The sequence below is a fragment of the Streptomyces sp. NPDC051217 genome, from assembly GCF_044455465.1.
Lineage (GTDB): Bacteria > Actinomycetota > Actinomycetes > Streptomycetales > Streptomycetaceae > Streptomyces.
In genome coordinates this window covers 1-26,127 of the sequence record NZ_JBITEV010000004.1, presented here as the reverse complement: position 1 = coordinate 26,127, position 26,127 = coordinate 1, and the positions used below count along the sequence as shown (strand labels likewise).

General features: G+C 69.2%; 25 protein-coding genes. 11 read left to right on the top strand and 14 right to left on the bottom strand.

Annotated features, from left to right (window positions below; translation table 11 throughout):
• The first annotated feature begins 197 nt into the window (after positions 1-197).
• Both ACIBBB_RS11455 and ACIBBB_RS11450 read left to right on the top strand, forming a co-directional pair.
• Positions 198-1,007 carry a MerR family transcriptional regulator gene (locus tag ACIBBB_RS11455; RefSeq protein ID WP_398980817.1) on the top strand — a complete coding sequence of 270 codons (810 nt, stop codon included), beginning with the start codon at positions 198-200 and terminating at the stop codon, positions 1,005-1,007.
• Between the two features lie 43 nt (positions 1,008-1,050).
• Positions 1,051-2,016: a helix-turn-helix transcriptional regulator gene (locus ACIBBB_RS11450; RefSeq protein WP_398980816.1), complete on the top strand. Its 966-nt coding sequence runs from the start codon at positions 1,051-1,053 to the stop codon at positions 2,014-2,016.
• Here ACIBBB_RS11450 and ACIBBB_RS11445 read toward each other — a convergent pair.
• Positions 2,007-2,936 (bottom strand): SDR family oxidoreductase, encoded by a 930-nt coding sequence (locus ACIBBB_RS11445; RefSeq protein WP_398980815.1) that lies wholly within the window; start codon positions 2,934-2,936, stop codon positions 2,007-2,009. The genes ACIBBB_RS11450 and ACIBBB_RS11445 overlap by 10 nt on opposite strands.
• Positions 2,937-3,103: 167 nt before the next feature.
• Between ACIBBB_RS11445 and ACIBBB_RS11440 the strand changes: the two genes are divergently transcribed.
• On the top strand, positions 3,104-3,628 hold the full coding sequence (locus ACIBBB_RS11440; protein WP_398980814.1) for a DUF4240 domain-containing protein: 525 nt from the start codon (positions 3,104-3,106) through the stop codon (positions 3,626-3,628).
• Positions 3,629-3,644: 16 nt separating this feature from the next.
• Here ACIBBB_RS11440 and ACIBBB_RS11435 read toward each other — a convergent pair whose 3' ends face one another.
• Positions 3,645-4,139 carry a GNAT family N-acetyltransferase gene (locus tag ACIBBB_RS11435; protein ID WP_398980813.1) on the bottom strand — a complete coding sequence of 165 codons (495 nt, stop codon included), beginning with the start codon at positions 4,137-4,139 and terminating at the stop codon, positions 3,645-3,647.
• Between the two features lie 36 nt (positions 4,140-4,175).
• On the opposite strand from ACIBBB_RS11435, the gene ACIBBB_RS11430 reads away from it, so the two are divergent.
• A complete protein-coding gene (locus tag ACIBBB_RS11430; protein ID WP_398980812.1) occupies positions 4,176-5,078 on the top strand; it encodes a TIGR01777 family oxidoreductase in 903 nt (300 codons plus the stop codon).
• A gap of 142 nt (positions 5,079-5,220) precedes the next feature.
• The gene (locus ACIBBB_RS11425; RefSeq protein ID WP_398981291.1) at positions 5,221-6,672 is read left to right on the top strand and encodes an NAD(P)/FAD-dependent oxidoreductase; all 1,452 of its coding nucleotides are present in this window, start codon (positions 5,221-5,223) and stop codon (positions 6,670-6,672) included.
• A gap of 256 nt (positions 6,673-6,928) precedes the next feature.
• Here ACIBBB_RS11425 and ACIBBB_RS11420 read toward each other — a convergent pair whose 3' ends face one another.
• Positions 6,929-8,554 (bottom strand): regulator, encoded by a 1,626-nt coding sequence (locus ACIBBB_RS11420; protein ID WP_398980811.1) that lies wholly within the window; start codon positions 8,552-8,554, stop codon positions 6,929-6,931.
• 312 nt (positions 8,555-8,866) lie between these two features.
• Between ACIBBB_RS11420 and lipB the strand changes: the two genes are divergently transcribed.
• The 4 genes from lipB to ACIBBB_RS11400 all read left to right on the top strand — a co-directional run bounded on the left by lipB (position 8,867) and on the right by ACIBBB_RS11400 (position 12,196).
• Positions 8,867-9,748, top strand: coding sequence for a lipoyl(octanoyl) transferase LipB (gene lipB, locus ACIBBB_RS11415; RefSeq protein ID WP_398980810.1), 882 nt, complete (start codon positions 8,867-8,869; stop codon positions 9,746-9,748).
• 193 nt (positions 9,749-9,941) lie between these two features.
• The gene (gene lipA, locus ACIBBB_RS11410) at positions 9,942-10,907 is read left to right on the top strand and encodes a lipoyl synthase (RefSeq protein WP_398980809.1); all 966 of its coding nucleotides are present in this window, start codon (positions 9,942-9,944) and stop codon (positions 10,905-10,907) included.
• Positions 10,908-11,278: 371 nt separating this feature from the next.
• On the top strand, positions 11,279-11,479 hold the full coding sequence (locus ACIBBB_RS11405) for a hypothetical protein (RefSeq protein ID WP_398981289.1): 201 nt from the start codon (positions 11,279-11,281) through the stop codon (positions 11,477-11,479).
• Positions 11,480-11,497: 18 nt separating this feature from the next.
• Positions 11,498-12,196 (top strand): DUF4191 domain-containing protein, encoded by a 699-nt coding sequence (locus ACIBBB_RS11400; protein ID WP_398980808.1) that lies wholly within the window; start codon positions 11,498-11,500, stop codon positions 12,194-12,196.
• Between the two features lie 116 nt (positions 12,197-12,312).
• Here ACIBBB_RS11400 and ACIBBB_RS11395 read toward each other — a convergent pair whose 3' ends face one another.
• Positions 12,313-12,777 (bottom strand): RDD family protein, encoded by a 465-nt coding sequence (locus tag ACIBBB_RS11395; protein WP_398980806.1) that lies wholly within the window; start codon positions 12,775-12,777, stop codon positions 12,313-12,315.
• A gap of 315 nt (positions 12,778-13,092) precedes the next feature.
• Between ACIBBB_RS11395 and glnA the strand changes: the two genes are divergently transcribed.
• A complete protein-coding gene (glnA, locus tag ACIBBB_RS11390; RefSeq protein WP_398980805.1) occupies positions 13,093-14,502 on the top strand; it encodes a type I glutamate--ammonia ligase in 1,410 nt (469 codons plus the stop codon).
• A 1,201-nt stretch (positions 14,503-15,703) separates the two neighbouring features.
• Here glnA and ACIBBB_RS11385 read toward each other — a convergent pair.
• Genes ACIBBB_RS11385 through ACIBBB_RS11370 form a run of 4 tightly spaced genes read right to left on the bottom strand, consistent with a single transcriptional unit; the run spans position 15,704 to position 19,655 of the window.
• Complete coding sequence (locus ACIBBB_RS11385) at positions 15,704-17,188, bottom strand: SAVED domain-containing protein (RefSeq protein ID WP_398980804.1); 1,485 nt, start codon at positions 17,186-17,188, stop codon at positions 15,704-15,706.
• Positions 17,188-18,108 (bottom strand): AAA family ATPase, encoded by a 921-nt coding sequence (locus ACIBBB_RS11380; protein ID WP_381897248.1) that lies wholly within the window; start codon positions 18,106-18,108, stop codon positions 17,188-17,190. The genes ACIBBB_RS11385 and ACIBBB_RS11380 overlap by 1 nt, the downstream gene beginning before the upstream one ends.
• 30 nt (positions 18,109-18,138) lie before the next feature.
• Complete coding sequence (locus tag ACIBBB_RS11375) at positions 18,139-18,654, bottom strand: hypothetical protein (RefSeq protein ID WP_398980803.1); 516 nt, start codon at positions 18,652-18,654, stop codon at positions 18,139-18,141.
• A 2-nt stretch (positions 18,655-18,656) separates the two neighbouring features.
• Positions 18,657-19,655 carry a CBASS oligonucleotide cyclase gene (locus tag ACIBBB_RS11370; protein ID WP_359994336.1) on the bottom strand — a complete coding sequence of 333 codons (999 nt, stop codon included), beginning with the start codon at positions 19,653-19,655 and terminating at the stop codon, positions 18,657-18,659.
• 574 nt (positions 19,656-20,229) lie between these two features.
• Here ACIBBB_RS11370 and ACIBBB_RS11365 point away from each other — a divergent pair.
• Positions 20,230-20,643 (top strand): hypothetical protein, encoded by a 414-nt coding sequence (locus tag ACIBBB_RS11365; RefSeq protein WP_398980802.1) that lies wholly within the window; start codon positions 20,230-20,232, stop codon positions 20,641-20,643.
• Between the two features lie 730 nt (positions 20,644-21,373).
• Here the strand turns inward: ACIBBB_RS11365 and ACIBBB_RS11360 are convergent.
• From ACIBBB_RS11360 to ACIBBB_RS11335, 6 genes are all read right to left on the bottom strand, one after another.
• Positions 21,374-21,982 carry an AAA family ATPase gene (locus ACIBBB_RS11360; RefSeq protein ID WP_398980801.1) on the bottom strand — a complete coding sequence of 203 codons (609 nt, stop codon included), beginning with the start codon at positions 21,980-21,982 and terminating at the stop codon, positions 21,374-21,376.
• The gene (locus ACIBBB_RS11355) at positions 21,979-22,581 is read right to left on the bottom strand and encodes an exonuclease domain-containing protein (RefSeq protein WP_398980800.1); all 603 of its coding nucleotides are present in this window, start codon (positions 22,579-22,581) and stop codon (positions 21,979-21,981) included. The genes ACIBBB_RS11360 and ACIBBB_RS11355 overlap by 4 nt, the downstream gene beginning before the upstream one ends.
• Entirely contained in the window at positions 22,578-23,756 is a 1,179-nt protein-coding gene (locus tag ACIBBB_RS11350) for a radical SAM protein (protein ID WP_398980799.1), read from the bottom strand. Before ACIBBB_RS11350 ends, ACIBBB_RS11355 begins: the two co-directional genes overlap by 4 nt.
• Positions 23,753-24,169: a nucleoside-diphosphate kinase gene (locus ACIBBB_RS11345; protein WP_398980798.1), complete on the bottom strand. Its 417-nt coding sequence runs from the start codon at positions 24,167-24,169 to the stop codon at positions 23,753-23,755. Before ACIBBB_RS11345 ends, ACIBBB_RS11350 begins: the two co-directional genes overlap by 4 nt.
• 192 nt (positions 24,170-24,361) lie before the next feature.
• On the bottom strand, positions 24,362-25,384 hold the full coding sequence (locus ACIBBB_RS11340; RefSeq protein ID WP_398980797.1) for a thymidylate synthase: 1,023 nt from the start codon (positions 25,382-25,384) through the stop codon (positions 24,362-24,364).
• Between the two features lie 36 nt (positions 25,385-25,420).
• Positions 25,421-25,825 carry a hypothetical protein gene (locus ACIBBB_RS11335; protein WP_398980796.1) on the bottom strand — a complete coding sequence of 135 codons (405 nt, stop codon included), beginning with the start codon at positions 25,823-25,825 and terminating at the stop codon, positions 25,421-25,423.
• Positions 25,826-26,127: the final 302 nt, after the last annotated feature.

The window sequence follows — 26,127 nt, the reverse complement described above, 5'->3', positions numbered from 1 at the left end:
GGCGCCGGGGGGGGGGCGCCGCGCGCGGGGGGCCCCGGCCCGCTCCGCCCCGCGGGGGGCCCCCCGGGGGGGGCCGGGGGGGGGGCGCCGGGGGGGGGGCCCCCCCCCCCCCCCCCCCCCCCCCCGCTTCCTCATGAGGTCACGTCCACGGCGGGCTTGACCCTGACACCGTGTGAAGCAGTGCAGTAGGGGACGTCATGTTCACCATCGGAGACTTCGCCAGGTACGGCCGTGTGTCGGCCCGCATGCTGCGTCATTACGACGCGATCGGGCTGCTGCGTCCCTCCCGGACCGACCCGCACAGCGGCTACCGCTACTACGCGGCGGCCCAGCTCAACCGGATCATCGCCCTGAAGGATCTCGGCTTCACACTCCAGCAGGTGTGGGAGATCCTGGAGGACCGCGTGAACTCGGACGAGCTGCGCGGGATGCTGACGCTGCGGCGGGCCGAGCTGGAGGCCGCGATGGCGGCGGCAGCCGCCACGCTGGTCCAGGTCGAGGCGAGGCTCCGGTCGATCGAGAGCGAGGGGCGTATGCCCACCGAAGACGTCGTCGTCAAGAACGTTCCAACGGTACGGGTGGCCGAACTGTCCGCCGTGGCCGCCACCTACGAACCCCAGGACATCGGGCCTGTCATCGGTCCTCTGTACGAGGAGCTGTTCCGGCGCCTCGGGGCGGCCGGTGTGGCCCCGACGGGCCCCGGCGTCGCCCGCTACGAGGACGCCCCCGAGGGGAACGGCGCGGTTGTCGTCCACGCGGGAGTGGTGGTCGCCGCCGACCCGGCGCCGGGCCACGACTTCGAGATCCTGGACCTGCCTCCGATCGAGCGGGCCGCGACGATCGTGCACCGGGGTTCGATGGACACGATCATGCCGACGGCGCAGATCCTGGCCCGCTGGATGGACACGGGCGGCCACCGCTCGGCGGGCTACGCGCGCGAGGTCAACCTCGAATGCCCGGCGGACAAGGACAAATGGGTGACGGAGCTCCAGGAGCCTCTCGCCTAGCAGGTCCGCCCGGCCCGTGGCGGCGTCCGTGGACAATGGATCCATGCGCGCTGCCCGGCTGATCAAGATGGTGCTGCTCCTCCAGGCGCGGCCCTCCATGACCGGGGCCGAGCTGGCGCGGGAGCTGGAGGTGTCCGAGCGCACCGTCACGCGCGACGCCCTGGCCCTCTCGGAGGCCGGAGTGCCGGTCTACGCGGACCGGGGGCGTTCGGGCGGCTACCGGCTCGTGGGCGGCTACCGTACGCGCCTCACGGGCCTGGCACGGGGCGAGGCGGAGGCCCTGTTCCTCTCGGGGCTGCCGAACGCGCTCCGTGAGATGGGCCTGGAGGACGCCGCGTCCGCCGCCCGCCTGAAGGTGTCGGCGGCGCTGCTCCCCTCCCTGCGCGGGGCGTCGGACTCGGCGGCGCAGCGTTTCCACCTCGACGCGCCGGGCTGGTACAACGAGCCCGAGACGCCGCAGTGGCTGCCCGCCGTCGCCGAGGCCGTCTGGGACGACCGCACCGTCGTCGCCCGCTACCGGCGCCAGGACGCCGAGGTGGAGCGGGAGTTGGCGCCGTACGGACTCGTGCTCAAGGCGGGCGTCTGGTATCTCTGTGCCCGCGTCGACGCGTCCCTCCGGGTCTATCGGATCGACCGCTTCACGGAGGTCACGCTCCGCGACGAACGCTTCGAGCGGGACGAGTCCTTCGACCTGCCCGCCTTCTGGGACGAGCGGGCCGCGCAGTTCGCCCGGTCGATCCTCCGTACGGCGGTGGTCCTCCGGCTCTCCCCCGACGGCCTGCGCCGACTGCCGTACATGACCGACCGGGCCTCGGCCCAGGAGGCCGCCGACGCGGCCGGCCCCCCGGACGAGGACGGCTGGACGACGCTCACGCTGCCGGTCGAGTCGGCCGACGTGGCCTTCTCCCAGCTCTTCGGCCTCGGGCCGGAGTTGGAGGTGCTGGAGCCGGCGGAGCTGCGTTCCCGCTTCGCCGACTCGGCCGACCGCACCGCGCGTCTCTACCGGTAGCCGTCCATGGCGATCTCCGTGCCGGGTGCCGCCGCCTCGGCCGCCATGTAGGCCCACACGTCCGGCCGGCTGCCGTCCACGTCCGTGACTCCGTACTCCTTCGCCAACTGCCCGCTGGAGAGCGCCTGCCCGGCCCAGCGCTCCCGCTCCGGGTCGGCGACCAGCGCCGCGACTCCCCGCCCCAGATACACCGGCGTCTCCGAGAGCGCGAAGTGCCGCTCGATCTTGATTCCGTCCCGCCAGTTCTTCTCGGTGATGCCGAAGCCGTCCAGCATCTCCTCGGAGCGCAGGAAGCCGGGCGTGACGGCCACCGCCGTGCCGCCCACCCCCTTCAGCTCCTCGGCCAGCAGATAGGCCATCCGGATCGGGGCGTTCTTGGCGAGGTCGTAGTAGAAGTTCTCGCGCGGCTTCCGGTTCGACTCGGCGGTGCCGTCGGTGACCTCGACGACCAGGCCCCCCGGCCGCCGTACGAGCAGCGGGAGCGCGAGAGCGCTGGTGATCAGATGGGTCTTCACCCCGAGGTCGAGCATCCGCAGCCCGCGCTCCAGGTCGAGGTCCCACACGGGGGTGTTGAAGTCGAGAAGCTTGTTCCCGCCCCACACGTCGTTGACCAGCACATCCAGCCGGCCCTGCTCCCGGTCGATCCGCTCCACCAGATCCCGTACCCGCTCGGCCTCCAGATGGTCGGTCGGTACGGCGATGCCCTCGCCGCCCGCGCGGGTGACCAGTTCGGCGGTCTCCTCGATGGTCTCCGTCGCCCGCCCCACCTCGCTGACCCGCTCGCGCGTGGTGCGCCCCGTCACGTACACGGTCGCCCCGGCGGCGCCCAGCTCCACGGCGATCGCGCGGCCCGCGCCCCGGGTGGCCCCGGCCACCAGCGCGATCTTCCCTGTCAGTGGCTTGTCGCGGTTGTCGGTCATCAGGCGGTTCCCTCTCTCTGTCGGTCTCTCCCTGTGACCGTTCCACGGAAAGGAGACATCTTCTGTCCGGCTTCCACCGGCCGACTCCGTTCGGCCGCCCGGCGCGGATCTCGCCCGCTTTCCGCGCTCCGCGTGCGCCGCCCTCCGGCAAGCACGATGCTGTACCCGTGACCGACGAGACGGAGTTCTGGGAGATCATCGACGCCACGCGCGACGCGGCCGACGGTGACCCCGACGAGCACGCCGATCTCCTCGTGGAGAGGCTGCTCCAACTGGACCCCGACTCGGTCCTGGACTTCGCCCGGCACTTCGAGACCCGCTACAACCGCGCGTACCAATGGGACCTGTGGGCCGCCGCCGCGATTCTGCTCGGTGGCGCGAGCGACGACGCGTTCGACTACTTCCGCTGCTGGCTCATCGGCCAGGGCCGGGAGGTCTTCGAGGGCGCGGTGCACGATCCGGACAGCCTCGCGGACCTGATCGGCGAGTTCGACGAGGAGATCGACGGCGACGGCGAGGACCTGGGCTACGCGGCCGACGAGGCGTACGAACAGCTCACCGGCGCCGTCGCGCCCGACCTTGGCGTCGGCCCGCAGGCCCCGGAGCCCGAGGGCACGCCGATCGACTTCGAGGACTCCCAGGCACTCGCCGACCGGCTTCCCCGCCTCTGGGAGCGGTTCGGCGTCGACTGACGCCCGCGCCCCTGCCTCAGACGTCCAGCGAACGGCCCATGAGCACGTCATCGACGTACCGCTTGTCCAGGAGGAACTCCCCCGGCAGCACGCCCTCCACGACGAAGCCCTCCGACTCGTAGAGCGCACGCGCCGGCTTGTTGTGCCCGAGCACCCGCAGCGTCATCCGCACCGCGCCCTCACCGCGCGCCTTCTCCATCGCCGCGCGCAGCAGCCGCCGCGCCACACCTTGGCCGCGCGCCCACTCGTACACGGCGAGCCCCTGGATCTGCCGGACATGCGCGTTGCAGGCGAGCGGGGTGGGCGGCACCAGCCGGAGGTAGCCGGCGTTCCTGCCGTCGATCTCCGCGATCAGATAGTCCCGCGGCCGGTGACGCGCGTCGAAGAACGGCTCGAACGGCGGCTCCTGCCTGGGCGTCACCGCGTGCAGAGTCGACCACGTGTCGTGGTCGAGGCGGCTCAGGGCTTCGTCGTCCGACGGCAGAGCGCCACGTATGAGGGGTTCCGGCATACCGGAAACTGTCCCATGTGGGCCGGTACCGGCAGGATGGTTTTCATGAGGATCGCGATCACCGGCTCCACCGGGCTCATCGGCACGGCGCTCACGCGCTCCCTGCGCTCCGACGGGCACGAGGTGGTCCGCCTGGTCCGGCACCCGTCCCGCGCGGGAGACGAGGTCGAGTGGGACCCCGTGCGCCAGTACGTGGACGTGAGCGGACTGTACGGCTGCGAGGCCGTCGTCCATCTCGCGGGCGCGGGGGTCGGAGAGCACCGGTGGACCAAGGCGTACAAGCAGAAGATCAGGGACAGCCGGGTCCTCGGTACGGCGGCGATCGCCGAGGCCGTGGCGTCCCTCGACACCCCGCCGAAGGTCCTGGTGTGCGGTTCGGCCGTCGGCTTCTACGGCGACACGGGCGACCGCCCGGTGGACGAGTCGGCACCGCCCGGCGAGGGCTTCCTGCCCTCCGTGTGCGTCGAGTGGGAGGGGGCGGCGGCCCCGGCGTCGGAGGCGGGCGTACGGACGGTGTTCGGCCGCACGGGGCTCGTCGTGGCCCGCGAAGGCGGCGCGTGGGGGCGGCTGTTCCCGATCTTCCGGGCGGGGCTGGGCGGCCGGCTGGGCGACGGGCGGCAGTACTGGAGCTTCATCTCCCTGCACGACCACGTGGCGGCGCTGCGGCATCTGATCGACGCGGAGTCCCTGTCGGGCCCGGTGAATCTCACGGCCCCGGAGCCGGTGACGAACCGCGAGGTCACGGCGGCGATGGGCCGCGTACTGCACCGCCCGACGGTCTTCACGGTACCGCCGGTGGCGCTGCGGGTGGCGCTGGGCGGGTTCGCGGAGGACGTGCTGGGCAGCCAACGGGTGCTGCCGGGGCGGCTGCTGGAGTCGGGGTTCACGTTCGCGTTCCCCAAGATCGACGAATCGATCGCGGCGGCGGTTCGCGTGTAGCGGGTGCGCCGCCGGGCGGACCCGGCGACGGCAACCGCCGGACGGCACCCCGCGTGCGCCCCGTACGCACCGATGCCCCCGCCACTGCGCGACTGCGAACGGCCGGTTCCCTTCCTAGTCTCGACCCGCACTCGGGTATTCCCTGAGTGGGGCGGGGCACCAGCCCCCCGGACCGTACAGCCGCGCCGACCTCGGGGAGGGGCACGTGCTCACCACTGAACATCACGCGGACGTCGTCATCATTGGCGCCGGAATCGCAGGACTGTCCGCAGCTCATCAGCTCACCCGCGCCGGCGTAACAGTCACCGTCCTGGAGGCCGCCCCTTACATCGGCGGCAGGATGGCCACCGACCACCTCGACGGCTTCCGGCTCGACCGCATCGGCCAGTTGCTGAACACCTCGTACCCGGAACTGCTCCGCACACCCGCGCTGACGAACGCCGCACTACGGCTGTTCTCGCCGGGCGTGCTCGTCCACAGCGAGGGACGGCACCACCGCGCGGGCGTCACCGTCAGCGCGGGGAGCGCGCGGGGCGCACTCACCGCCGCACGCGCCCTGGCAAGCGCCCCACGCGCCAGGACGGCACGGAGCCGCGTCCCGGGCGGCGCCAGGGCCGCCCGGCTCAGCTCCCGCCCCCCGCTGGGCAACGCGCTCGACCAGGCCCGCCTCCACGCGGCCTTCGGCCGCCTCGCGACGACGCCGGTGAACCGACTGCTGGCCCGCCCCGAACGCCCCGCCCTCGCCGCGCTGTCCGCGCGCGGACTGCCCGCGCGGACGGTCGACGGCTTCGTACGCCCGCTGCTGTCCGCGCTGCTCTGCGACCCGGACCTCACCACCTCCAGCCGCTGCGCCGACCTGGCCCTGCGCAGCTTCTCCCGGGGCAGGCTGTGCGTCCCCGAGTGCGGCGCCTCCGCCCTCCCTGAGCTGCTGGCGGCAACGCTGCCGCCCGGTACGGTGCGGACGGGCGTGTGCGTGACGGACGCGTCGATCAGCTCCGTCGGTACGAAGGAGCACGGCGAGATCTCCTGCCGCTCCCTGCTCGTGGCGACGGGCGCCCGCGCCGCCGCCGAGCTGCTGCCGGGTCTGCGGGTGCCGGACTTCCACCCCGTGACGGTCCTTCACCACACGGCCCCCACGCCCCCGATGACCGAACCGGCACTGCTCCTGGACGGCGACCGGCGCGGCGGCCCCGTCGCCCACACGGCGGTCATGAGCGCGGTGGACCCGTCGCGCGCTCCGGCAGGCCGGTCGCTGATCTCCTCGACGGTGCTCGGGCTCCGTACGCCGCCTCCCGGGGCGGAACTCGACGCCGGGGTCCGCGCGCATCTCGCGACGCTGTACGGCACGTCCACCGCCGACTGGGAGCTGCTGGCCGTCCAGCACGACCCGGAGGCGGTCCCCGCCATGCCCGCACCGCACGATCTGCGCCGCCAGGTACGGCTGCTGTCGGGGCTGTACGTGTGCGGGGACCACCGTGACACCAGCACCGTCCAGGGCGCGCTCTCGTCGGGCCGCAGGGCCGCTTACGCGATCCTGGACGACCTGGGCGTACGGCCCGGCGACGGACCCGTCCAGCTCCCCACGGCGGCCTAGGTGTATTGACCCGTGTGGTGAAAGTCCCGCTGGCTCACGACGCCCGGCACGCACGCTCGCGGCGTTGTCGGGTCGCCCGAGTACGCACGGTCCATCCACCACGCCGATCCTCCGCCTTGCGATCGCACGCACCAACGAGTCGTCAGCCGCTCCGCGGCGGGCGTGAGCCCCGCCCTGCGGGGGACTCCACTTTCACCACACGCCCTGGCCGTCACCGCGACCGAGCGCGCCCTCAACTCCACGAACAGCGCCCCGCTCACCCGAACGCCGCGATCCGGTCACGGTAGTTGCGTACCGCGGCCGCCTCCCGGTACGGCTCCAGCCGCCGTTCGAAGTCCCGTACGTAGTCCACGGCGCGCGCCGACCGGATCTCCGTCGCCTGCTGCGCCGCCTCCGCTCCCAGGGCGCACGCCTGGTCCAGCTCACCGAGCCCCAGGCGGGCGCAGGCCAGCACCACCCGGCAGAAGAGCCGGCTGCGCGCGAACGCGGGCGACCGTAACTGGAGCGAGCGCTCCGCGTGCTGGACGGCCGCGCGGTACTGCTGGAGATCCCGGTAGCAGTGCCCGAACTCGTCGGCGAGCTGTCCTTCGTCGAAGGTGCTCGCCCAGTGCGGCACCTCGTCGCCGGGCCGCGCCGACTCCAGCGCACGCTCGGCCCGTGCGAGGGAGGCGGTGCAGGCCCGCGCCTCGCCGAGCACGGAGTGCCCGCGCGCCTCCACGGAGTGCAGCAGCGCCTGCACCACGGGCGGCGCGGAGGAGCCGACGCCCTGCTGGGCGACCCGGGCGAGCTGGACCGCCTCCCGGCCGTGCCCGAGATAGACGGCCTGGCGGCTCATGGTGATCAGCACGAACGAGCCGTACGCCCGGTCGCCCGCCGCCTGGGAAAGCCGCAGCGCCTGTACGAAGTAGCGCTGGGCGAGTCCGTGCGCGGCGATGTCGTACGAGGTCCAGCCGGCCAGCCTGGTCAGATCGGCCGCGGCGGCGAACAGCCGACGCCCGGTGGACTCGCCGTACACGCCGCGCAGCATCGGCTCGCACTCGTGCTCCAGATACCGGACAAGGGCCTGGCGGGCGTGGCCGCCGCCGTACGCCTGGTCCAGGGTGCGGAACAGTTCGCTGACGGACCGGAGGGCGGCGACGTCGCCGCTGCCCACCCGCTGCCCGGCGACGCGGTCCGTCTGCCGTGCGGGCAGGACCCCGCCGGGGACGGCCTGACGCGGCACGGTGGCGCGGCCCTGGAGGGGCACCCGGGTGCCCGCGGCGCCCACCGCCCGGCCCACGCCCGCGCCTCCGCCCGCGCCTCCGCCTCCGTAGGAGGGCGACGTCCCGTACGACGACGTGCCCGCGCCCCCGGCCGCCGCCAGTTGGTGACCGGAGGGCCGGCCCGGCACCTGACCCGGTCCGGCGGCCACCGTCGCGGCGGACCCGTCGTGCCCGACACGCTCGTCCGCGCGGCCGATCAGCCAGTCGCGGCTGGGGACGACGAGCCCCGCCGGGGTGAACGCGATCTTCCGCAGCTCCGCGTGGCTCCCCGAGTCCTTGCGCCAGAGCCCGCCGACGATGTCGACGGCTTCCTCGGGGGTCGCCGCGAACTCCAGCCCCGCGTACACGGGCGCGCAGGCGTCCAGCCCCAGGTCCTGCGCGGAGAGCCGGCGGCCGAGCCGGCGTGTGAAGACCTCCGCGATCAGCGCGGGCGTGGTGCCGCGTGGCTGCTGACCGCGTAGCCACCGGGTCACGGATGTCTTGTCGTACCGCAGATCGAGGCCGTGTTCCAGCCCGAGCTGGTCCACCCGGCGGGCGAGACCTGCGTTGGAGAAACCGGCTTCTGCGATGAGCGCGGCGAGCTGGCGGTTGGGGATGCGCTGCGGAGGTCGTTCCGACATCAGCTGTACGGTCTCCTGCCTTCCGGGCCCCGGGAGCAGCCCTCATGGAACGGCGCGAATTTAGCGGTCGGAGCTGCCCGCACCGTCACGTTCGTCCCACATTCATCCGATCGTGTGAGGATTGCGGGCTTAGCTGACGTACCGCACCCACCGGTTCTGTACGGCCTCCTGGCCCCCGCGGGCCTGCCGGACCACTCCGCGGAACGCGGCCGTACAGTGGCTGAGGCGCGATATGTGCACGTGCCCGGTTGTCGCGGGGACACCCCCGGATCACACCCCCGGATACCGGGCGCAGACGAAGGAGGCAACGCCGTGAGTGAGCTGCGGTTCGTCCATCTGGGCTTCGGCGAGGACGCCGTCGAGTACCTGGAGGCGTGGGAGAAGCAGCGCGAGGTCCACGCGGCGCGCTACGCGGACGAGATCCCCGACACCTGCCTGCTCCTCGAACATCCGCCGGTCTACACGGCGGGGCGGCGTACCGAGGACAGTGAACGGCCTCTGGACGGCACTCCTGTCGTGGACGTCGACCGTGGCGGCAAGATCACCTGGCACGGCCCCGGCCAGCTTGTCGGTTATCCGATCGTGAAGCTGCCGCGCCCCGTGGACGTGGTGGCGCACGTACGCCGTCTTGAGGAGGCGCTGATCCGTACGGCGACCGACTTCGGCGTACGGACGACGCGGGTGGAGGGCCGCAGCGGCGTGTGGGTGCTCGGCGATCCGGTGGAGGAGCGCCCGGCCCTGGGCGGTCTGTCGCTGGACTTCGATCCCCGGATGACCGACGGGGAGTTCGACCCCCGGCTGAACGGGCCGGAGTACGCCCCCTCCAACGCGGGCCAGCGCCGCGAGGACCGCAAGCTCGCCCAGATCGGCATCCGTGTCGCGAAGGGCGTCACGATGCACGGCTTCTCGATGAACGTGAACCCGGACAACACCTGGTTCGACAAAATCGTGCCGTGCGGGATCCGGGACGCGGGCGTCACCTCACTCTCGTACGAACTGGGCCACGACCTCACCGTCACCGAGGTGCTTCCCGTGGTGGAGCACCACCTGCGGAACGTACTGGAGCAGGCGGAGCCGAAGCCGCGCGACATCGAGGCGGAGGCGGCTCTCAGGGCCGCGGCCGAGGAGAAGTCCGAGGCCGTGGCCAAGTCCGAGGCGGGCGCCGACCCCGTCGGGCAGCCGGCACGCGCCTGACCCGCCACCGCCCGGCACCTTTCTCGGGGGAATGCCCCTCACCGACCCCAGGTTGTCCCTACGCCAGCCAACGCCGTACGACGCCAGCCAACGCCATGCGACGCCATGGCCACGCAGTACCAAGCAATCAACGGGCGTACTCTGGTGTTCGCCGAAGATTCGAATGCCGCGCCAGCAGAGAGAGGTGCCGGACGTGTCCGCTGTCGCACCCGACGGACGCAAGATGCTGCGCCTGGAGGTCCGGAACAGCCAGACCCCCATCGAGCGCAAGCCCGAGTGGATCAAGACCCGGGCGAAAATGGGGCCCGAGTACACCAAGATGCAGCAGCTCGTGAAGAGCGAGGGTCTGCACACCGTGTGCCAGGAGGCCGGTTGTCCCAACATCTACGAGTGCTGGGAGGACCGCGAGGCAACCTTCCTCATCGGCGGCGACCAGTGCACGCGGCGCTGTGACTTCTGCCAGATCGACACCGGCAAACCCCAGGCGCTGGACCGCGACGAGCCGCGCCGGGTCGGCGAGTCCGTCGTGACGATGGACCTGAACTACGCCACGATCACCGGCGTCGCACGCGACGACCTGGAGGACGGCGGCGCGTGGCTGTACGCGGAGACCGTGCGCCAGATCCACGCGCAGACCGCGGAGCGCCCGGCCGGCCGTACGAAGGTCGAACTCCTCATCCCCGACTTCAACGCCGAGCCCGAGCAGCTGGCCGAGGTCTTCTCCTCGCGCCCCGAGGTGCTCGCGCACAACGTCGAGACGGTGCCGCGGATCTTCAAGCGGATCCGTCCCGGATTCCGCTACGAGCGCTCCCTCGACGTCATCACCCGGGCCCGCGAGGCCGGCCTGATCACGAAGTCCAATCTGATCCTCGGCATGGGCGAGACCCGCGAAGAGGTCAGCGACGCGCTGCGCGATCTGCACGAGGCGGGCTGCGAGCTGATCACGATCACGCAGTATCTGCGGCCCTCCGCGCGCCATCACCCCGTCGAACGCTGGGTGAAGCCGCACGAGTTCGTGGAGCTGAAGGACGAGGCCGACGCGATCGGTTACTCCGGTGTGATGTCGGGACCGCTGGTCCGGTCCTCGTACCGCGCGGGGCGGCTGTTCCAGCAGGCGATGGAGCGCCGCGGCGCGGACTCTGTCCGCCAGGCGGTGTGAATCCGGCGGCTTCCGCCGACTTGTTGCGCGCGCCCGCTGTGTGAATCCGAGCACAAGCGGCTACTTGACAGTAACGCCGCACCGCCGCGGCCCGTACTCTCCCCGCAGGTAAGGGGTCGAGTACGGGCCGCGGCGCCATTCGGAGGTACGGCTTCAGGCATTCACGGCCGTTTGACCGCTTGGTCACGCACTGGTAACACCAAGAGGGAACCCTCGTTATTACGCACCGCATGACGCCCCGCGCAATTCCGGTTCGCGCCCCGAACCCCGACCCGGGGCCGGACCCGCACCGCCACTCGCACTCGCACTCGCACTCGTTCCTAGGGGGAACAGCCACCATGCAGGCCGCGCCGGTACGACCCGTCACCGAGGTGATGGCGGCAGCCAGCCGCCCCAACGCCCTGCCCTCCGTCTCCAACGCCCTGCGCGCCGTGGAGTCGCTTCTCATGAGCGGCGGCCAGCGCACGGCCCGTAGGAATGCCTGGACGGCCGTCCTCGAAGACCGCCGCAGGGCCAAGGACCGGGTCGAGGCGCAGCACGTATTGGAGGCCGTGTCGGGCCGCACTTCCTGAGCCACGTAAACTTCGGTTATGGCGAGGAAGGAAAACGCAGACACTGCGGCGGAAACTGGGCGACTGAAGCAGATCGCTCTTACCTACAAGATGACCCGACGGGTCGACAAGAAGGTCGGTCTCGTCCTCGCGGGCGTGGGCATCGTCACCTTCGGCGTCCTCCTCGCGATCGGCTTTCTGGTCGGTCACCCCATTTATCTGGGCATTCTGGGCTTCATTCTGGCCTTCCTCGCGATGGCGATCGTCTTCGGACGCCGCGCCGAGCGTGCTGCCTTCGGGCAGATGGAGGGCCAGCCGGGAGCGGCGGCGGCCGTGCTGGAGAACGTGGGCCGTGGCTGGTCCACCACCCCCGCGGTCGCGATGAACCGCAGCCAGGACGTGATCCACCGCGCGGTCGGCAAGGCCGGCATCGTCCTGGTGGCCGAGGGCAACCCGAACCGGCTGAAGAGCCTGCTGGCGGCCGAGAAGAAGAAGATGGCGCGCATCGTCATCGATGTGCCGGTGCACGACATCATCGTCGGCGACGGCGAGGGCCAGGTGCCGCTGAAGAAGGTCCGTACGACGATGCTCAAGCTGCCTCGGGTGCTCTCCGGCCCGCAGGTGACGGCGACCAACGACCGGCTGCGGGCGATGGGCGACCTGATGAGCAACATGCCGCTGCCGAAGGGCCCGATGCCGAAGGGCATGCGGATGCCGCGGGGCGGAAAGATGCGCTGACCGGACAACTCCGGTCTTCGGACACATGGAGGGCGGCGAAGGAACGCGAGTTCCTTCGCCGCCCTCTCCTATGACTCTGCGTTTCCTATGACTCTGCGTTTCCCAGGACTCCTGCGTCAGATCCTGACCTGGACGGCGCGGCCGAGCCGGTCGTGCAGCCCGCGCCCGTCGCGGTCCCAGATGAGGGCGGGCAGGGCGAGGCAGAGCAGGGCGCTGCGGACCAGGGCCCACCCGAAGCCGAGCCGCTCGCGGCCCTCGGAGATGACCCGCAGCCCGAAGAGGCGCTTGCCGGGGGTGCAGCCGACGGTCCCGACGGTGAGGATGTTCAGGACGAGGAGAACGCCGAGCGCGTAGTTGGCGGCGGTCTGGGCGTCGCGGGCGAAGAGCCCGTACGCGATCAGCGTGCACAGCGCCCAGTCGAGGAAGAGCGCGCCGAGACGCCGCCCGACGGGGGCGGCGGAACCGGGGCCCTCCTTCGGCAGACCGAGGCGCTCGCCCCGGTACCCGAAGTCCGTGCCCATCTCCTCGGCCGTCGCGCGCGGTCCGGAGAGCCACGATCCGATTGCTTGCCTGTTGTCCACCCGACCACGGTACTGCGCGGGGATCCGTACACCGGGCCCCGGGGGTACGGGGCGGGGCACGGGGTACAAGAGAGACCAGAGGTGCGGGGCGGAGCGCCCGTCGCGTGGCGCAGACCGTACGGCTGTTTCAGGCCGCCGTGGCCCGTCTGTGGAAAGCCGCACACCCGGGCCGGTTAACTTCGGCGAAACAAATGGGTCATGCTTGAGAAATCCCGCAAACCTATGGTCGGGTCCTGCGTGTGCCACCGCACTGGCCGCACGACCAGTAGCGATAAACCCCCGCCCCTCCCCGGGGACGGGAGGAGGAGGAGCTGGATGTTCCAGAACGCCGACGACGCCAGGAAGTTCATCGCGGACGAGGACGTGAAGTTCGTAGACGTCCGGTTCTGCGACCTGCCTGGCGTGATGCAGCACTTCACGATCCCGGCGAAGGCGTTCGACCCGGATGACGAGCTGGCCTTCGACGGTTCGTCGATCCGCGGTTTCCAGGCGATCCACGAGTCGGACATGGCGCTTCGCGCGGACCTGTCGACCGCTCGGGTGGATCCCTTCCGTCGCGACAAGACGGTGAACATCAACTTCTTCATCCACGACCCGATCACGGGTGAGCAGTACAGCCGCGACCCGCGCAACATCGCCAAGAAGGCCGAGACGTACCTCGCCTCCACCGGCATCGCGGACACCGCGTACTTCGGCCCGGAGGCCGAGTTCTACGTCTTCGACAGCGTGCGCTTCAACACGACGTCGAACGAGAGCTTTTACCACGTCGACTCCGAGGCCGGCGCCTGGAACACGGGCTCGACCGAGGACAACCGCGGCTACAAGGTCCGTTACAAGGGCGGCTACTTCCCGACCCCGCCGGTCGACCACTTCGCCGACCTGCGCGCGGAGATCTCCCTGGCGCTGGACGGCGTCGGCATCGACGTCGAGCGCCAGCACCACGAGGTCGGCACCGCCGGCCAGGCCGAGATCAACTACAAGTTCAACACGCTGCTCGCCGCGGCCGACGACCTGATGCTCTTCAAGTACATCGTGAAGAACGTCGCCTGGCGCAACAACAAGACCGCGACCTTCATGCCCAAGCCGATCTTCGGCGACAACGGCTCCGGCATGCACGTCCACCAGTCCCTGTGGGCCGGTGGCGACCCGCTCTTCTACGACGAGCAGGGATACGCGGGCCTGTCGGACACCGCCCGCTACTACATCGGCGGCATCCTCCGGCACGCGCCGTCGCTGCTGGCGTTCACGAACCCGACGGTGAACTCGTACCACCGCCTGGTCCCCGGCTTCGAGGCCCCGGTCAACCTGGTCTACTCGCAGCGCAACCGCTCGGCCGCGATGCGCATCCCGATCACGGGCTCCAACCCGAAGGCCAAGCGCGTCGAATTCCGCGCCCCGGACCCGTCGTCCAACCCGTATCTGGCCTTCTCGGCCCTGCTCCTCGCGGGCCTCGACGGCATCAAGAACAAGATCGAGCCGGCGGAGCCGATCGACAAGGACCTCTACGAACTGGCCCCGGAGGAGCACGCGGGCGTGGCCCAGGTCCCGACCTCCCTCCCGGCGGTCCTCGAGGCCCTGGAGACGGACAACGAGTACCTCCAGGCGGGCGGCGTGTTCACGTCGGACCTGATCGAGACGTGGATCGACTACAAGCGCACGAACGAAATCGCCCCGATCCAACTTCGCCCGCACCCGCACGAGTTCGAGCTGTACTTCGACATCTAAACCGCGGGGTCCGGCCACTTGGGCGGAAGACTCAAAAACGAGCTGTGACCTGCGAGAACACTTCTCACCAGTTCTCACAGTGACCGCTCGCTTTCCACCCCCTTGTGCACCGAGTGTGCACCGCCGGACCGATTCCCTGACGTGCCGTCAGAAACACTGCGAGGGCCGCTACCCCACTGCCGGGGTAGCGGCCCTCGTTGGTTGGTTCGGTCGCTGTGTGCGGCGGCAGCTATCCAGAGGCCATTCCTTCAGACCCAACTGCAAAGCACGCACGCGGAAGGCCCGCCTTGAACGGTAGGGCCCCAACTCATAAGGATGCCCCCACACGCTTTCCAAATGGTCGTCCAAAGCCTGGGGCATACAGGAGCATTCTGACCTGTGATAGGGAAGGTGAAGAAGGGTTGCCTGAACGGTGCTGCACGGAGGTAAATGCAACCAGAAGTGCACTCAGGCCCTGGCCGTTCCGACGACGGTCGCTATATTTGGGCAGCTTCTTTCGCGGAAACATCCTGGCAGGTCTCGCAGGGCCGGAGGCTCGTCATTTCCTCGGCGGAGGCGAGTCGGGGGGCGGCTGATGGCCCGTCCGCCCTCGTCGATGCAGAAGTGGGCGCTTCCCAGCCGGTGGCGCGCTCGGGCGGGCGGGTACCCGTGAGGCCGCCGACCTTCGGATTGACTGGGCGCGTAGACGACGTTGATGTCGGGCCAGTAGCCACGGGCACGGTCGAACCAGGCAATGAAGGTCGATGACACTACCCACCTGGCGGACCCACTCGTGCAGGGCTGTCTGGTCGTGTCCGCTGGCGAAGTGCCTGCCAACCGGAATCGGTTCATCGCATGCGCAGGCGCAGACCGTCTGCTCCTCGGGAGCGTAGAAGTACCCCATAGCGCGCGCCGCGGCGGGAAGGGCGACGACGTACGACGTAGGCGTCGTGCACGGGGTGGCCGGTCTGCCAGGAGACAGCCAAGACGACAACTCCAACGAAGCGGAAAAGCAGCGAAGCCCACATTGAGACGATCCGGCACAGCGTGCTGAGCACGTCCCCACACTCGCCCTCTTGATCCGCAGTTCTGCGTGGATCCGCAAGGTAATGGTCATGTCGGTTCCTGCCATGTGGGTTCGGACCCCCAACAGTCGGAACGCTGCGAAGCGTATCCGCGACGCTCCAGATATCGCGGTTTGGTGACATTGGGCTTTGGCCTCTCACGCCTCTACCGTGAATGCCGCTTCATATCCGTCGTCGATCTTGATGTCCTCGTACACGACGGTCTGACACAGCCGGTTCCATCGGTTGCCCAGCAGAAGAGCAAGTCCCATCGGGCAGGCGAGGAAGAGGTGCATGCGTTGGACTCGGCGTGTGGAGTGGCGGAGGTGATCGCGGATGCCCACTGCCAAGGCGTTGGCGGCGGTGCTGCCGGGGACGGAGCCGTCGTTCGCTTTGCCGCTCGGCGGCGCTAGGACGATGAGGTTACCGACCGGGAGGTCTTGCCCGCGCAGGTACTCCAGGACGTCCCTGGTGATCTCCGTTGCGACCGAGATGGCGACAGCGATCTCGTCGCCTTGGCCAATCTCGTACTCAGCGACTTCCGGGGCCGAGGCGGTCTCAAAGGGGTCGTTGGTGGACCAGAGCTGGCTGCCGGCCCTCCCCCGCTGCAGCGCTGCGAGGTCGGTCCCGGTGACCATGCGGAAGGTGGTACCAACCAGGAAGGCTGGCGCTAGACGGATGCTGCCCGTGACGGAGATGGCGGTCGTACCAGCGGGCAGGCGTCCAGGTGCGGCCTCAATGTCCGCCTGTAGCTGGGCCCAGGTATTCGGCGACATAGGTCGACGCTTGGTGTATTCGGAGTCGCTTTCGAAGCGGTCGACCCAGTCAATGGCGTGGTCGGCGTCCGGGGCCATCGAGTCCGGCTTGAGGGTGGCGATCGACAGTACGGCCCGAGCAAGGCCGGCCTGCAATTCCAACTCGGCGACGGCGCTCTCGACCATCGCCAGCGTGAGTTCGCGCTGGCCGTCGCGGACCATCTTGGCTACCCATCCGGCCCCCGCCTCCAACGCCCGCTGGTCGTTGTGCAGACCCGCGACGGCCATCGACAGCTGCAGGTGCTCCTGGTACTTGACCATGTTCACCGCCAGGTCGAAGTGCAGCACCGACAGCAGGTCGAGAAGGTCGGTCTCGGTCAGACCTGCTTCCTCGGCCCATCGGGCACGGGCCTTGCCGCGATCCGACTTGTCCCCGCCGATGGCTGCCTTGGGCATCAGGAGCCCGGTGCGGGCATCGCAGACCTTCACCAGATCGTCGGCGGGGTCGGCGGCCCGGTTGGTGACCAGGTGCAGGTCGACGTTGCCGCCGTCTGCGGTTAACTGCTGCCAGGTCCTGGCGATCTTCTTGAGAATCGACGGGCCGCCGCTGGCGCTGGGCTTGGTCAGGTATTCCGTGTTGACTGGTGTGGCGCTGTCGACCGCGTACTTGACCTGCTTGTAGGTGTTCGGGGGACCATCGCGCAGCAGGACGACGTCGTCGAGATTGCCGACGCCGTCAAGTTCGACGCCGACGGCGCGCACAGGGTTGTGTGAACGGGCGGCGTTCTCGCGGAGGAGGGTCAGGCATGCCTCCCAGGCGACGAGCCATTGGTAGTAGTCGCCGGTGGTGCGGACGCTGGTGGGGCCAGGGGCGGGGAGGTGGGCCATCAGCGCTCCTCGGTGAAGATGGGGGTGGGCTCCAGTTCCTCGGCGAGGGCGAGAAAGTCCTCGTCCATAACGGGCCGGTCGGGGAAGGCTCGGAAGACCGCTGCCGGGACCAGGCGCTGGGTGAGGTCGGAGAAGGTGTAGCCGGGGCGGTCCTCTGTAGGGCCGGTGAGCTCGACGACCTTGCGGACGGTCTCGGGCCGGATGGCGAGTCCGTCGAGCGCTTGGGTGAGGACCGCGTGGCGCTGCTCGTCGCCGGGGCGGGTGAAGGTGAATGTGGCTGCGGCGCGGCGCATGACGGCTGGGTCGAGGGCGCCGACCCGGTTGGTGCACAGCACAATGACAACTGGGAGCCCGGCGCCGGCCAAGCCGTCGATGCCGGCCAGGAACGCGTCGACGCCAGCCCGATCCTCATGGTGCATCTGCTGGGCCTCGCGGGACTGCACCAGGGCGTCGGCCTCGTCGACGACAAGAATCTGCACTGCGCGTGCTCCCTCGAAGCCCGACGCGCGCTTGCCCATCGTGTGCATGTGGGTAAAGGCGTCTCCAATGAGGGAGGTCATCTCGCCGACCAGGCCGCTGCCGCGGGTGGCGAGTTTGAGCCGGTACAGGTACACCGGCAGATCGAGCCAGTCGGCGAGGTCACAGCCGAAGGATTCGGCCAACGCGGACTTGCCGGAGCCTACGTCGCCTGCGAAAACGAACAGCGGCGCCCGATCCACGAACAGGGCGAGAGCGGCGACGTCGCCGCCGTGGTGCTGCGCGGCCCAGGACCGAAGCCGGCGCGGATCGGCCAGCAGCGCGGCCTCCTTGCGTAGGCGCAGCTTCATCTCGTCCAGGCCGACCAGGCGGTTGTAGCGGGCGCGTCGGGTGGGCTCGGGCAGTTCGATGACGGGGTGGAACAGGTCGTCCTGGCTGGTCACGTGCTCATTCCTCCTGCTGATGGTGCTGGACTAGTGGGCGACGTAGACGTCGCGGTGAACGCCAGCGCCGTTGCGGGCGTAGCCGTGCCCCGTGGTGCTGGTGCCCGCGAGGGCGCTCGGGGCGGTGCCGGTCGTCCGGGAGATCGGCAGGACCTCCTTGACCCCTGCCTGCTGGCTGCTGGTCAGGAGCCCGAAGGCAGAGCTGTAGGTCAGGAAACTGTGGAAGGTGTAGCCGGTGAGATCGAGCGGGTCCGGGAGGCTACCGGGTCGAGAGTCGGTGAGCTGGCCGCCGGCCGTGGCCTTGTAGCGCAGGCGGAACTTCCAAGCGTTGGTGGCCGTGTTGCGAAATCCGTAGTCGACAGTGCCGAGGTAGCCGTCGCGCAGGAGCAGCGCAACCTCCTCGGCGAAGTCGTCGATTCGGTCGAGAGAGGGTTCGCCGTAGAGGTTGTACAGCAGACGCAGGTCGGCGCCGACTCTGCCTCCGACGTAACGGGCATCGGTGATCGTGAACGAGGCTGAGGCGGATCTGGCGTACGAGCCGGTCATGGTCACTCTCCTGGGAAGCTGGGGCCGAACAGCTCGCGCCAGAGGTCGAGCGCCTCACCCTTCGTGGCCGCGTAGGCAGCCATCGTGAGGGTGTCGAGAGTGGTTTTGGCGTGGCTCACCAACCGCTGGCGGTCGAACTCGGTGTAGCCGCAGGCGACGTTGTTCTCCGGGTTGACCGGGTCCCAGACTTGAATGGGATCGGTCGTCGCGTTCACTTCGTCGGCCGTGTAGTAGTCGGTGAAGATGATCGGCGTCTTCAGGCCGGTGCGAACGATGTAGGAGAGCGTCTGCTCGATCGCCTGCGGGTAATCGTCGACTTGGAGAGGCTGGCCGTTCCAGCCGACGTCCCACAGGTGCGCGACAAGGAGTTCAATCAGGAACGACTTGCAGCGCAGCTGCGGGTCGCCCCCCTTGCTCTCGCGGATCCACGCCTTCAGCAGGCGGATTAGCTCCCGGTAGCCGTCACCGGCCTCCGCCTTGCGCTTTTCGATGAAGCGCAGATGTAGCGTGACCGAGGTGAGCACCTTGATGCCGCCGCTGGTGACCAAGTAGCCCCGGTCGTCAGGCTCGCCGGTGTAGAGCACCGGCACCACGTCGATCTTCAAGCCAGAGCCCCGCATAGTGATACCGACCGCGTGGTCGGAGGGCTTGAAGTCCTCCGCGACCTTCGTCCTGCCGTAGACCTCCCTGCACCGCTCCTCCAGCCAGGCCAGTACGGTCGAGACGTCGACGTCGGGGTCCCCGACGCGCAAGTACGCTGCAACGTCCGCGTCAGACCCCGTGCCGCTCCTTCGACGGATCGCTGTGTGCTTGGCCGTGCTACCGGACGCACGGAGCTTCACCAGATCGAAGTCCGGGTGCGCGGCGATGTACTCCTCCAGCCGCGTCCGCAGGTAGTTCACCTGCCGGCGGCGCTCCTTCGCCTCCTCCTTCGGCACATTCACCTTGCTCTGCGCGAATGCCTTGAGGACCTCATGGTCGACGTAACGCTCTCTCGCCATAGCTGTTTGCCCTTCACCCGAGAAGCCGATCGGTAGGAGAACAGGCTTACCACCCACCACTGACAAACCCGGTCGAAGTTGCGAGCGGTGCCCAGAAGCTGATATGGGACCTTCTGTCGAGATCCTCCGGCTACGTCCGCCATGCGAACTGCAACTACGGAACTGAGAAGGGCCCGAGGCCATAGCGGTCGGGCTCTTCCGCCCTGATGGACGGGCGCGGGGGTGCGAGATTCGAACTCGTGAGGGTTGTCCCCGTCGGCCACTCCAGATCCTCGTCTGGAGTGGCCGACGGGGACGGGCACGTTCTGACCTGGGACGGGGCGGGTGGTGGTCCGGTTCCGGGACGGCGGCGGACTGGGTGAATGAGACCACAACTGAGACCGGGGTGCCCTCCGTTCTGCCTGGTCAAGTACTGCATCCGATCCCATGCGACGCGCCGGCCAGCGGCCGAGTCTGGCTCAGCTGGCCGAGTGCTCGTGTCGGAGTCTGTGACTGCGGATTGTCCCGTCGGAGTGTCAGTGGTGCCCGGTAGGTTCTGCTGGGGCACGTCATCACGGATGGGGAGATATCGATCATGTACGACGCCGAGTTAATGGCTGTGGCCACTGGTGCAGCTGGCACGCTGGTCGCAGCCATAGCCACATCGGGCTCCGAGAAGATGCGCTTGAGAGTTGCGCGTTTCTTCCGCCGGGCGGCCCCGGATCAACAGCGCGCCGCTGCCCAGGCAGTGGATGACACCGCAGCGCAGCTCACCTCGCTCTCTCCAGAAGCTCAGGCGCTCGCAGCGACTGCCTGGGTACAGCTCATCGCTCACTATCTCGACGAGCACCGCGACGCCATGAGCGAGGTGGACGAACTCGCAGTGCCTGACCCGCCGGTCTCGAATGTCTGGAACCAACACAACACTGGCACTGGCACGTTCATCGGTGGTGACGTGCACGGTGGCGTGACATTCAACTACGGCGGGGCGTCAGATGGCGGACGCTGAGCACCGGGAACAGCACAACCACGGCTCCGGCACGTTTGTGGGCGGCGACGTCCACGGTGGCTTTTGGCAGATCATTCTTCCGCCCTCAGGAAAAAAGACGTCCGGCGAACCTGCGTCGACTAAACGACAGCCCAAGCAGGATGACAAGGAAGAGGATGACTACGAGGGCCGCCTGGAGTCTCTGCTCGGGTCTGCATGGATAGCAGCTTCGGCCGGTCTGGCCGTCGTCTATTCCGTCATGGGTTGGCCTTGGAGCGACGAAGGACCGCCTCCTGGTATCGCTGCGCGCATCGGCGGAGGGCTCACTAGCTTCTATATTTGCTTGGCTGCGGCGGCAGCCTGCTTCGCCCGTCTCGCTCAGGTCCTTGAGCTCTGGTCGGAGCAATGCGCCATCGCGGCTGCAAGAAGCCGAGGCCGATGGGTTGCTAGGCCCCCCGCGTCCATGTGCGGGGTGATGGCAGCGTTGACGACAGCAGCGGCTGTTGCAGCCGAACTGCTCGCTTCTCTCTTCGGGTGGTCCTCTTTCGGGGGCGAAGTCTCGCAACGCGCGCAGGTAGCCCGTCTCAACGCAACTTCCAACGCGAAGTCGGCTCGGGCCGCGACGGAGAAGTACGAGACATAGGTCACGGGCCCCAAGTCTCTGCCGGCTTGCCGACGCGTCCCTCTTTCCAGCTTTGGTTCCTGAACTGAGGCCGAGGTGGTCATGGTGATACTGCCTGCCGGGTGATGCTTATGGCGTGGCCTGGTTGAGGCAGAGTTGGAGTGCCCGTTCGACGGCACGGGTCTGGCTGTTGGGGTCGCTGGTGACGGGCTGGTGCGGGATCTTGTCTTTGGCGAGGAGCACGTGCGTGTGATGGTCGACCAATGCGCGGTAGCGGGCGTCGTAGTCGTGCTTGCTCTCGACCGGTAGTGCCTGGTCGAGGACCGTGGCCAGGAGCAGGTGGTACTTCTGCGCCTGCGTGGAAGCCAGGAGCCGTAGCCGTTCACACTCCAGCGGGTCGGGGGTTGCCTGTCGCCAGTGCTGGGCGGCGTGGAAGTAGGCGAGGGCGTCCCAGGCAGCGCGGTCGGCGAGGACGACTTGGATCGGTTCGGGGTTGGGGCGGGCGGTTGCGGCGATTTCGTCGGCGATGCCTTGGGTGATGATCCATTCGGTGGAGGTGGCGGTGTGGTGCTGCATCTTGGGCAGGCCGGTGAGTGCGGCTCGTTTTCCGAGGCGGCCGGTGCGGGCTACGGGGATTCCGTGGGCGCGTAGTTCCATCTCGATGCGTTTGAGGAGGGTGGTCTTGCCGGTGGAGTGGGTGCCCATGATGCCGATGCGGATGGGCTGAGGGGTGGTCACCACAGGGTGGGGTCCTTGTCTGGTTCGGGGGCTCCGGGCAGGCCGGGCGGGACGGCTGCGGCGGCGAGCTGGTCCCAGGTGTCGTAGTGGTCGGCCAAGAGGATCAGGAGCTGGGCGGTGGCGTAGGCGTCGTATGTGGCGCGGTGGCGGTGTGCGGGGGCCGTGGTCAGGTCCGGGCGGAGGTGTTCGATCAGGGCGTCGAGGGTGTACTTGGGCAGGCCGGGGTGGGTGGCCTTAGCCAGGCGGAGGGTGTCGAGGACTCCGGCCGGCTGCCACGTCGGGAGGTGCGCGGCGAGCACCCGGTGGTCGACGTGTGCGTTGTGGGCGCAGATCCATGAGGTGCCCAGGAGGGTGTGGACCTGGTCGGCGATCTCTTCCCAGCCTGGCTCGGTATCCAGCCGGTCGTTCGTCAGGCCGTGGACGCGGGCGGCGAACGGGGTCACGGGGTGCTGGGGCTTGGTCAGCCACGCGCCCGCCGTGCTGGTGTCGGGCCGTCCTTCGCGTACGGGGAGTGCGGCGACTTCGACGAGGTCGGGCGGGTTGGCGCCGTTGCCTTCGACGTCGACCACGAGGAGCGGGGGCCAGGAGGAGAAGTTCATGTGGGGGTGGTTCCGTTCTCCGCCGTCCAGCCGATGGGGGCTCGGCCGTGCCGGCGGTGGTGATGGGGTTTGGTGCGGTCGTGGCACTGGTAGCCGAAGCCGTGCTGGAGGAAGTAGCGCGGCGGCTCGTCCAGTCCCTCCACGACGATGGCACGGTCGTTGACCTCCACCACGCCCGTCGCGCCCAGTGCTTGGGCTTCGGCCGTGACGGTGGCCGGATCCGGCTTGACCCAGACTGCCTGGCATCGCGCGATCTGGGTTTCGGGGCAGATGTCGCACAGTTCCCGGATGCCGAAGTGGCCGTTGTAGTCGGCCTCTCCGTGCGCGTACGCGACCCCGCAGCTCGTCTTGCGGAACAACGCCCCCCACGTGCCGTCCTGTTGGAAGGCGTCGAGAATCCGCTGCTCGGCGACCTCGGGCATGATCTTCCGCCGTGCCGTCTCGTCGTAGGGCATCGGCAGCCCGTGCGCCTGGTAGTAGGAGGCGATCTCCTCGCGGAAGAACAGTCCGGTGAAGACGGTCGCGTGCGCGTGCCGGGACAGTTCACGTGCCCGTTCGATGTCGGCGGCGGAGTCGTTGAGGCCGGGCACGATCGGGCGCCAGTACAGGACGGTGCGGTAGCGCTCGGCGTGCTCGTACAGGGTGCGCAGGCTGCGCGCGGCGATGGTCGAGTCGACGGGTTCGATCGCGGGGTTGGCGATGTTGGAGTGGGTGACGAGGATGGTCAGTCGCAGGTGGGTGAAGCTGTTGAGGATCGCGCAGTCCTCGGGCGTCACCCGCCACCGCGTGATGATCAGTACGTGGTTGGTCAGGCCCTGTTCGTCCAGGGCCCGCAGCACCTTGAACACGTGCGGCTTGACGATGGGGAGCATGGGGTCCGTGGCCCGGTTCAGGAGCTGGACGGGCGTCTTGTGCGCCCGGAAGTACGGGTGCCCCACGAGGCGGGTGACGGCCTCCGCGTCCGACATGAGGCGCCGGGGGGCCTTCATCTCGAAGTTGTCAAAGAGGTGCCGGACGCAGTATCCGCATTCCAGCGGGCAGCCGACGATCCAGTTCAGCGACAGCCCCGACTTGCGGTACTCGATCACGTCGGCGAGTTCCGGCTTGAGTCCGCCGATCTGGTCGGGGGTCAGGATGGGCAGGGCCCGGCGTAACGGAGCAACGGGTGTGTTCATGTGGACCTCCAGTCGGGGGTGTGGCGGAGCGGGTGCTCGGTTGCCGCACGCTGGTGCGGTGGGTGCTGCGGCGGTGGGGTGAGTAACTTGCGGCGGCGGGCGCCGTACCAGGTGCCGAAGTCACGGCGCGCGGCGTCGGGGTCGTCCGAGGTGTGCACGAGGTTGTTCACCAGCCGGCCGCCGGCGAGCGCCGCCTCCAGGCTGTCGCGACCGAGGTCCCCGCGGATGGTCCCCTTGGCGGCCTGCGTGGGGTCGAAGTGACCGAGCAGGTCCCGCACCCTGCCGTGGATACCGGCATCCCCGTGGGCGAGGGCGACGGTCACCGGCTTGTCCGCGTACAGGGCATCGAGCGCGGCGGGAATGTCACGACCGGTGAACCAGTCGGCGTCCACCAGCAGATCCCAGTAGTGCACATGGGCCCTGCCACGCCCTCGCCGTCAGGTCGAGCCGGCCGAGGACGGTGACGCCACAGGCAGCGATCCGCTCAAGAACGCGGTCGGTGAGGCCGGTTGCCACGCAGTCCGGCTTGCAGAGAATCACCGTCCACCGGTCCCAGTCGACGCCGTCGACCACACCGCCGCTCCACGACGGCCTCCCGGCCATCGTCATGACCGCACTTCCTTCCCGGGCATGCGCTGGGGCCAGCGATGGGTCACCAGCCAGCGAAACCCGGGGTCCAGGGCGTGCAGCACGCTCTCGTCGACCGGGTCCGCCGGGCAGTGGCGGATCTGCCGGTGGACCTCGAACAGCAGCAGCACCTGCTGCCAGTACGGGTCGAAGCCGAGCGACGCGATCTCCCGCGGCTGCTGGCGGCCCCGGCCGGAGCGCAGCGTTTCCTCGTGCATGAGCAGGTCGGAGATGGTTGAGAAGGACGTGCTGGCCGGCATCTTCGGGAACGGGAACCGCCGCTTTGACGTGGCCAGTTCGGCCTCGGCCAGGACTCGCCTGATGCGCGGGACGTCCCGCTCGCCAACGTGCGCCGAACCGATGTGATGGGTGTACGTGCCCAGTTCGAGACCGAGCTGTACGGCGGCGAACTCCTGGATCATCGTGAAGGAGAACGTGTCGGACAGCAGGCCGCGGTCGCAGTCGTTGGCCCGCATGTAGCAGACCATGTGGAGTCGGCCCTCGCGTACGAGGAGGTGCAGGGCGACCACGCAGGACATGTCGGGGTTGTCGGCCACGGCCAGTTCGTCGGCGGTGAAAATCGGCAGCAGGCCGCGCTTGCTGTCCCGCTCCGTACGCAGCAGCTCCAGGACCCGGTCGAACGGTGATGTGCCGTCGTCCGTGGGCGGGTTGAACATGCGCGAGCCGTACGCAGAGCCGCCCATCGTCCGCCCGTCACGCGAGAACTGCCCTACATGCGGCGCGTAATACGCCAGCATCTCCACATCATTGCGACCGGCCAGGTACCAGAGCGCCTCGGCGAAGTGCCAGACCGGATTGACCTTCCGCTCGGCCAGATACGGAAGACGCGCACGCGGATCGGCGATCTGAAAACTGAGACCGACGCGCTCACGCGCGGCATTCCCACGCGGCGCGTTCCGGTACTCGAACCGATCCACCAGATGACCGAGCACATCCAGATACGCGCGCTCAAAGTCCGGATAGACAGGTGGAGTTAACACGGGTTCCTCCTTCAACAGGTACGGCGGCCGGGGTGGTCATGCTCGCGATCGGAGAGCGGCCAGGAGACCTCGCGCGGCCTGTGCGTCGATGGGGCTGAGTGCCAGGGCGGCGTCGCTGTCGCAGCGGACACAGTCGTGGTGGAAGTACAGATCGAGGAAGCCGCCGCCGGTCACTGCTGCGAAGGCCGCGCCGAGACGGCGCATGACCTGCCGCACCTCGGGCCATTCCTCCAGGTTCCGTTCGACCGTTTGTGCCGGAGCGCCCAGGAGACAGGCGAGCCGGTCGGCGGTGGGGACGGTGACCTCGCCCAGCTCCACCTTGCCCCGGACCACAGACAGACCGGGGACGGCAAGGTCGTGCTGACGGAATGCGGCGCGGAGAGTGTCGGTGGTCTCTTGGACGGGGGTCGTGCTGTCTGCGTCAGCGATCGTGGTGCGCATGGTGGAGTCTCCGGGAAGTACGTGAGCGGGCGTCGAATGCCCTGGGCGGCGTGTCGAGCCAACCGGCCCAGAACGAATGGCAGTTGCGGTGCTGTTCAGGTCGAGGCGGTGCCCGTTGGCGCCCGCCGTATCCCGGTCGGTCCTCGGTCTTGGCTGTCTTGCCGGCGGCTCTGCCCTCCGCATGGTCTCCATCAGAGTCGGGAAGCGACCCCTTGGGAGCGGGGCGGACCGGCGCGCGGCCCGGGACCAGCAGAGGCGGTCGTCATGCGACCTCCTTCACAATGTTGGTTTCTGCCAGCCGT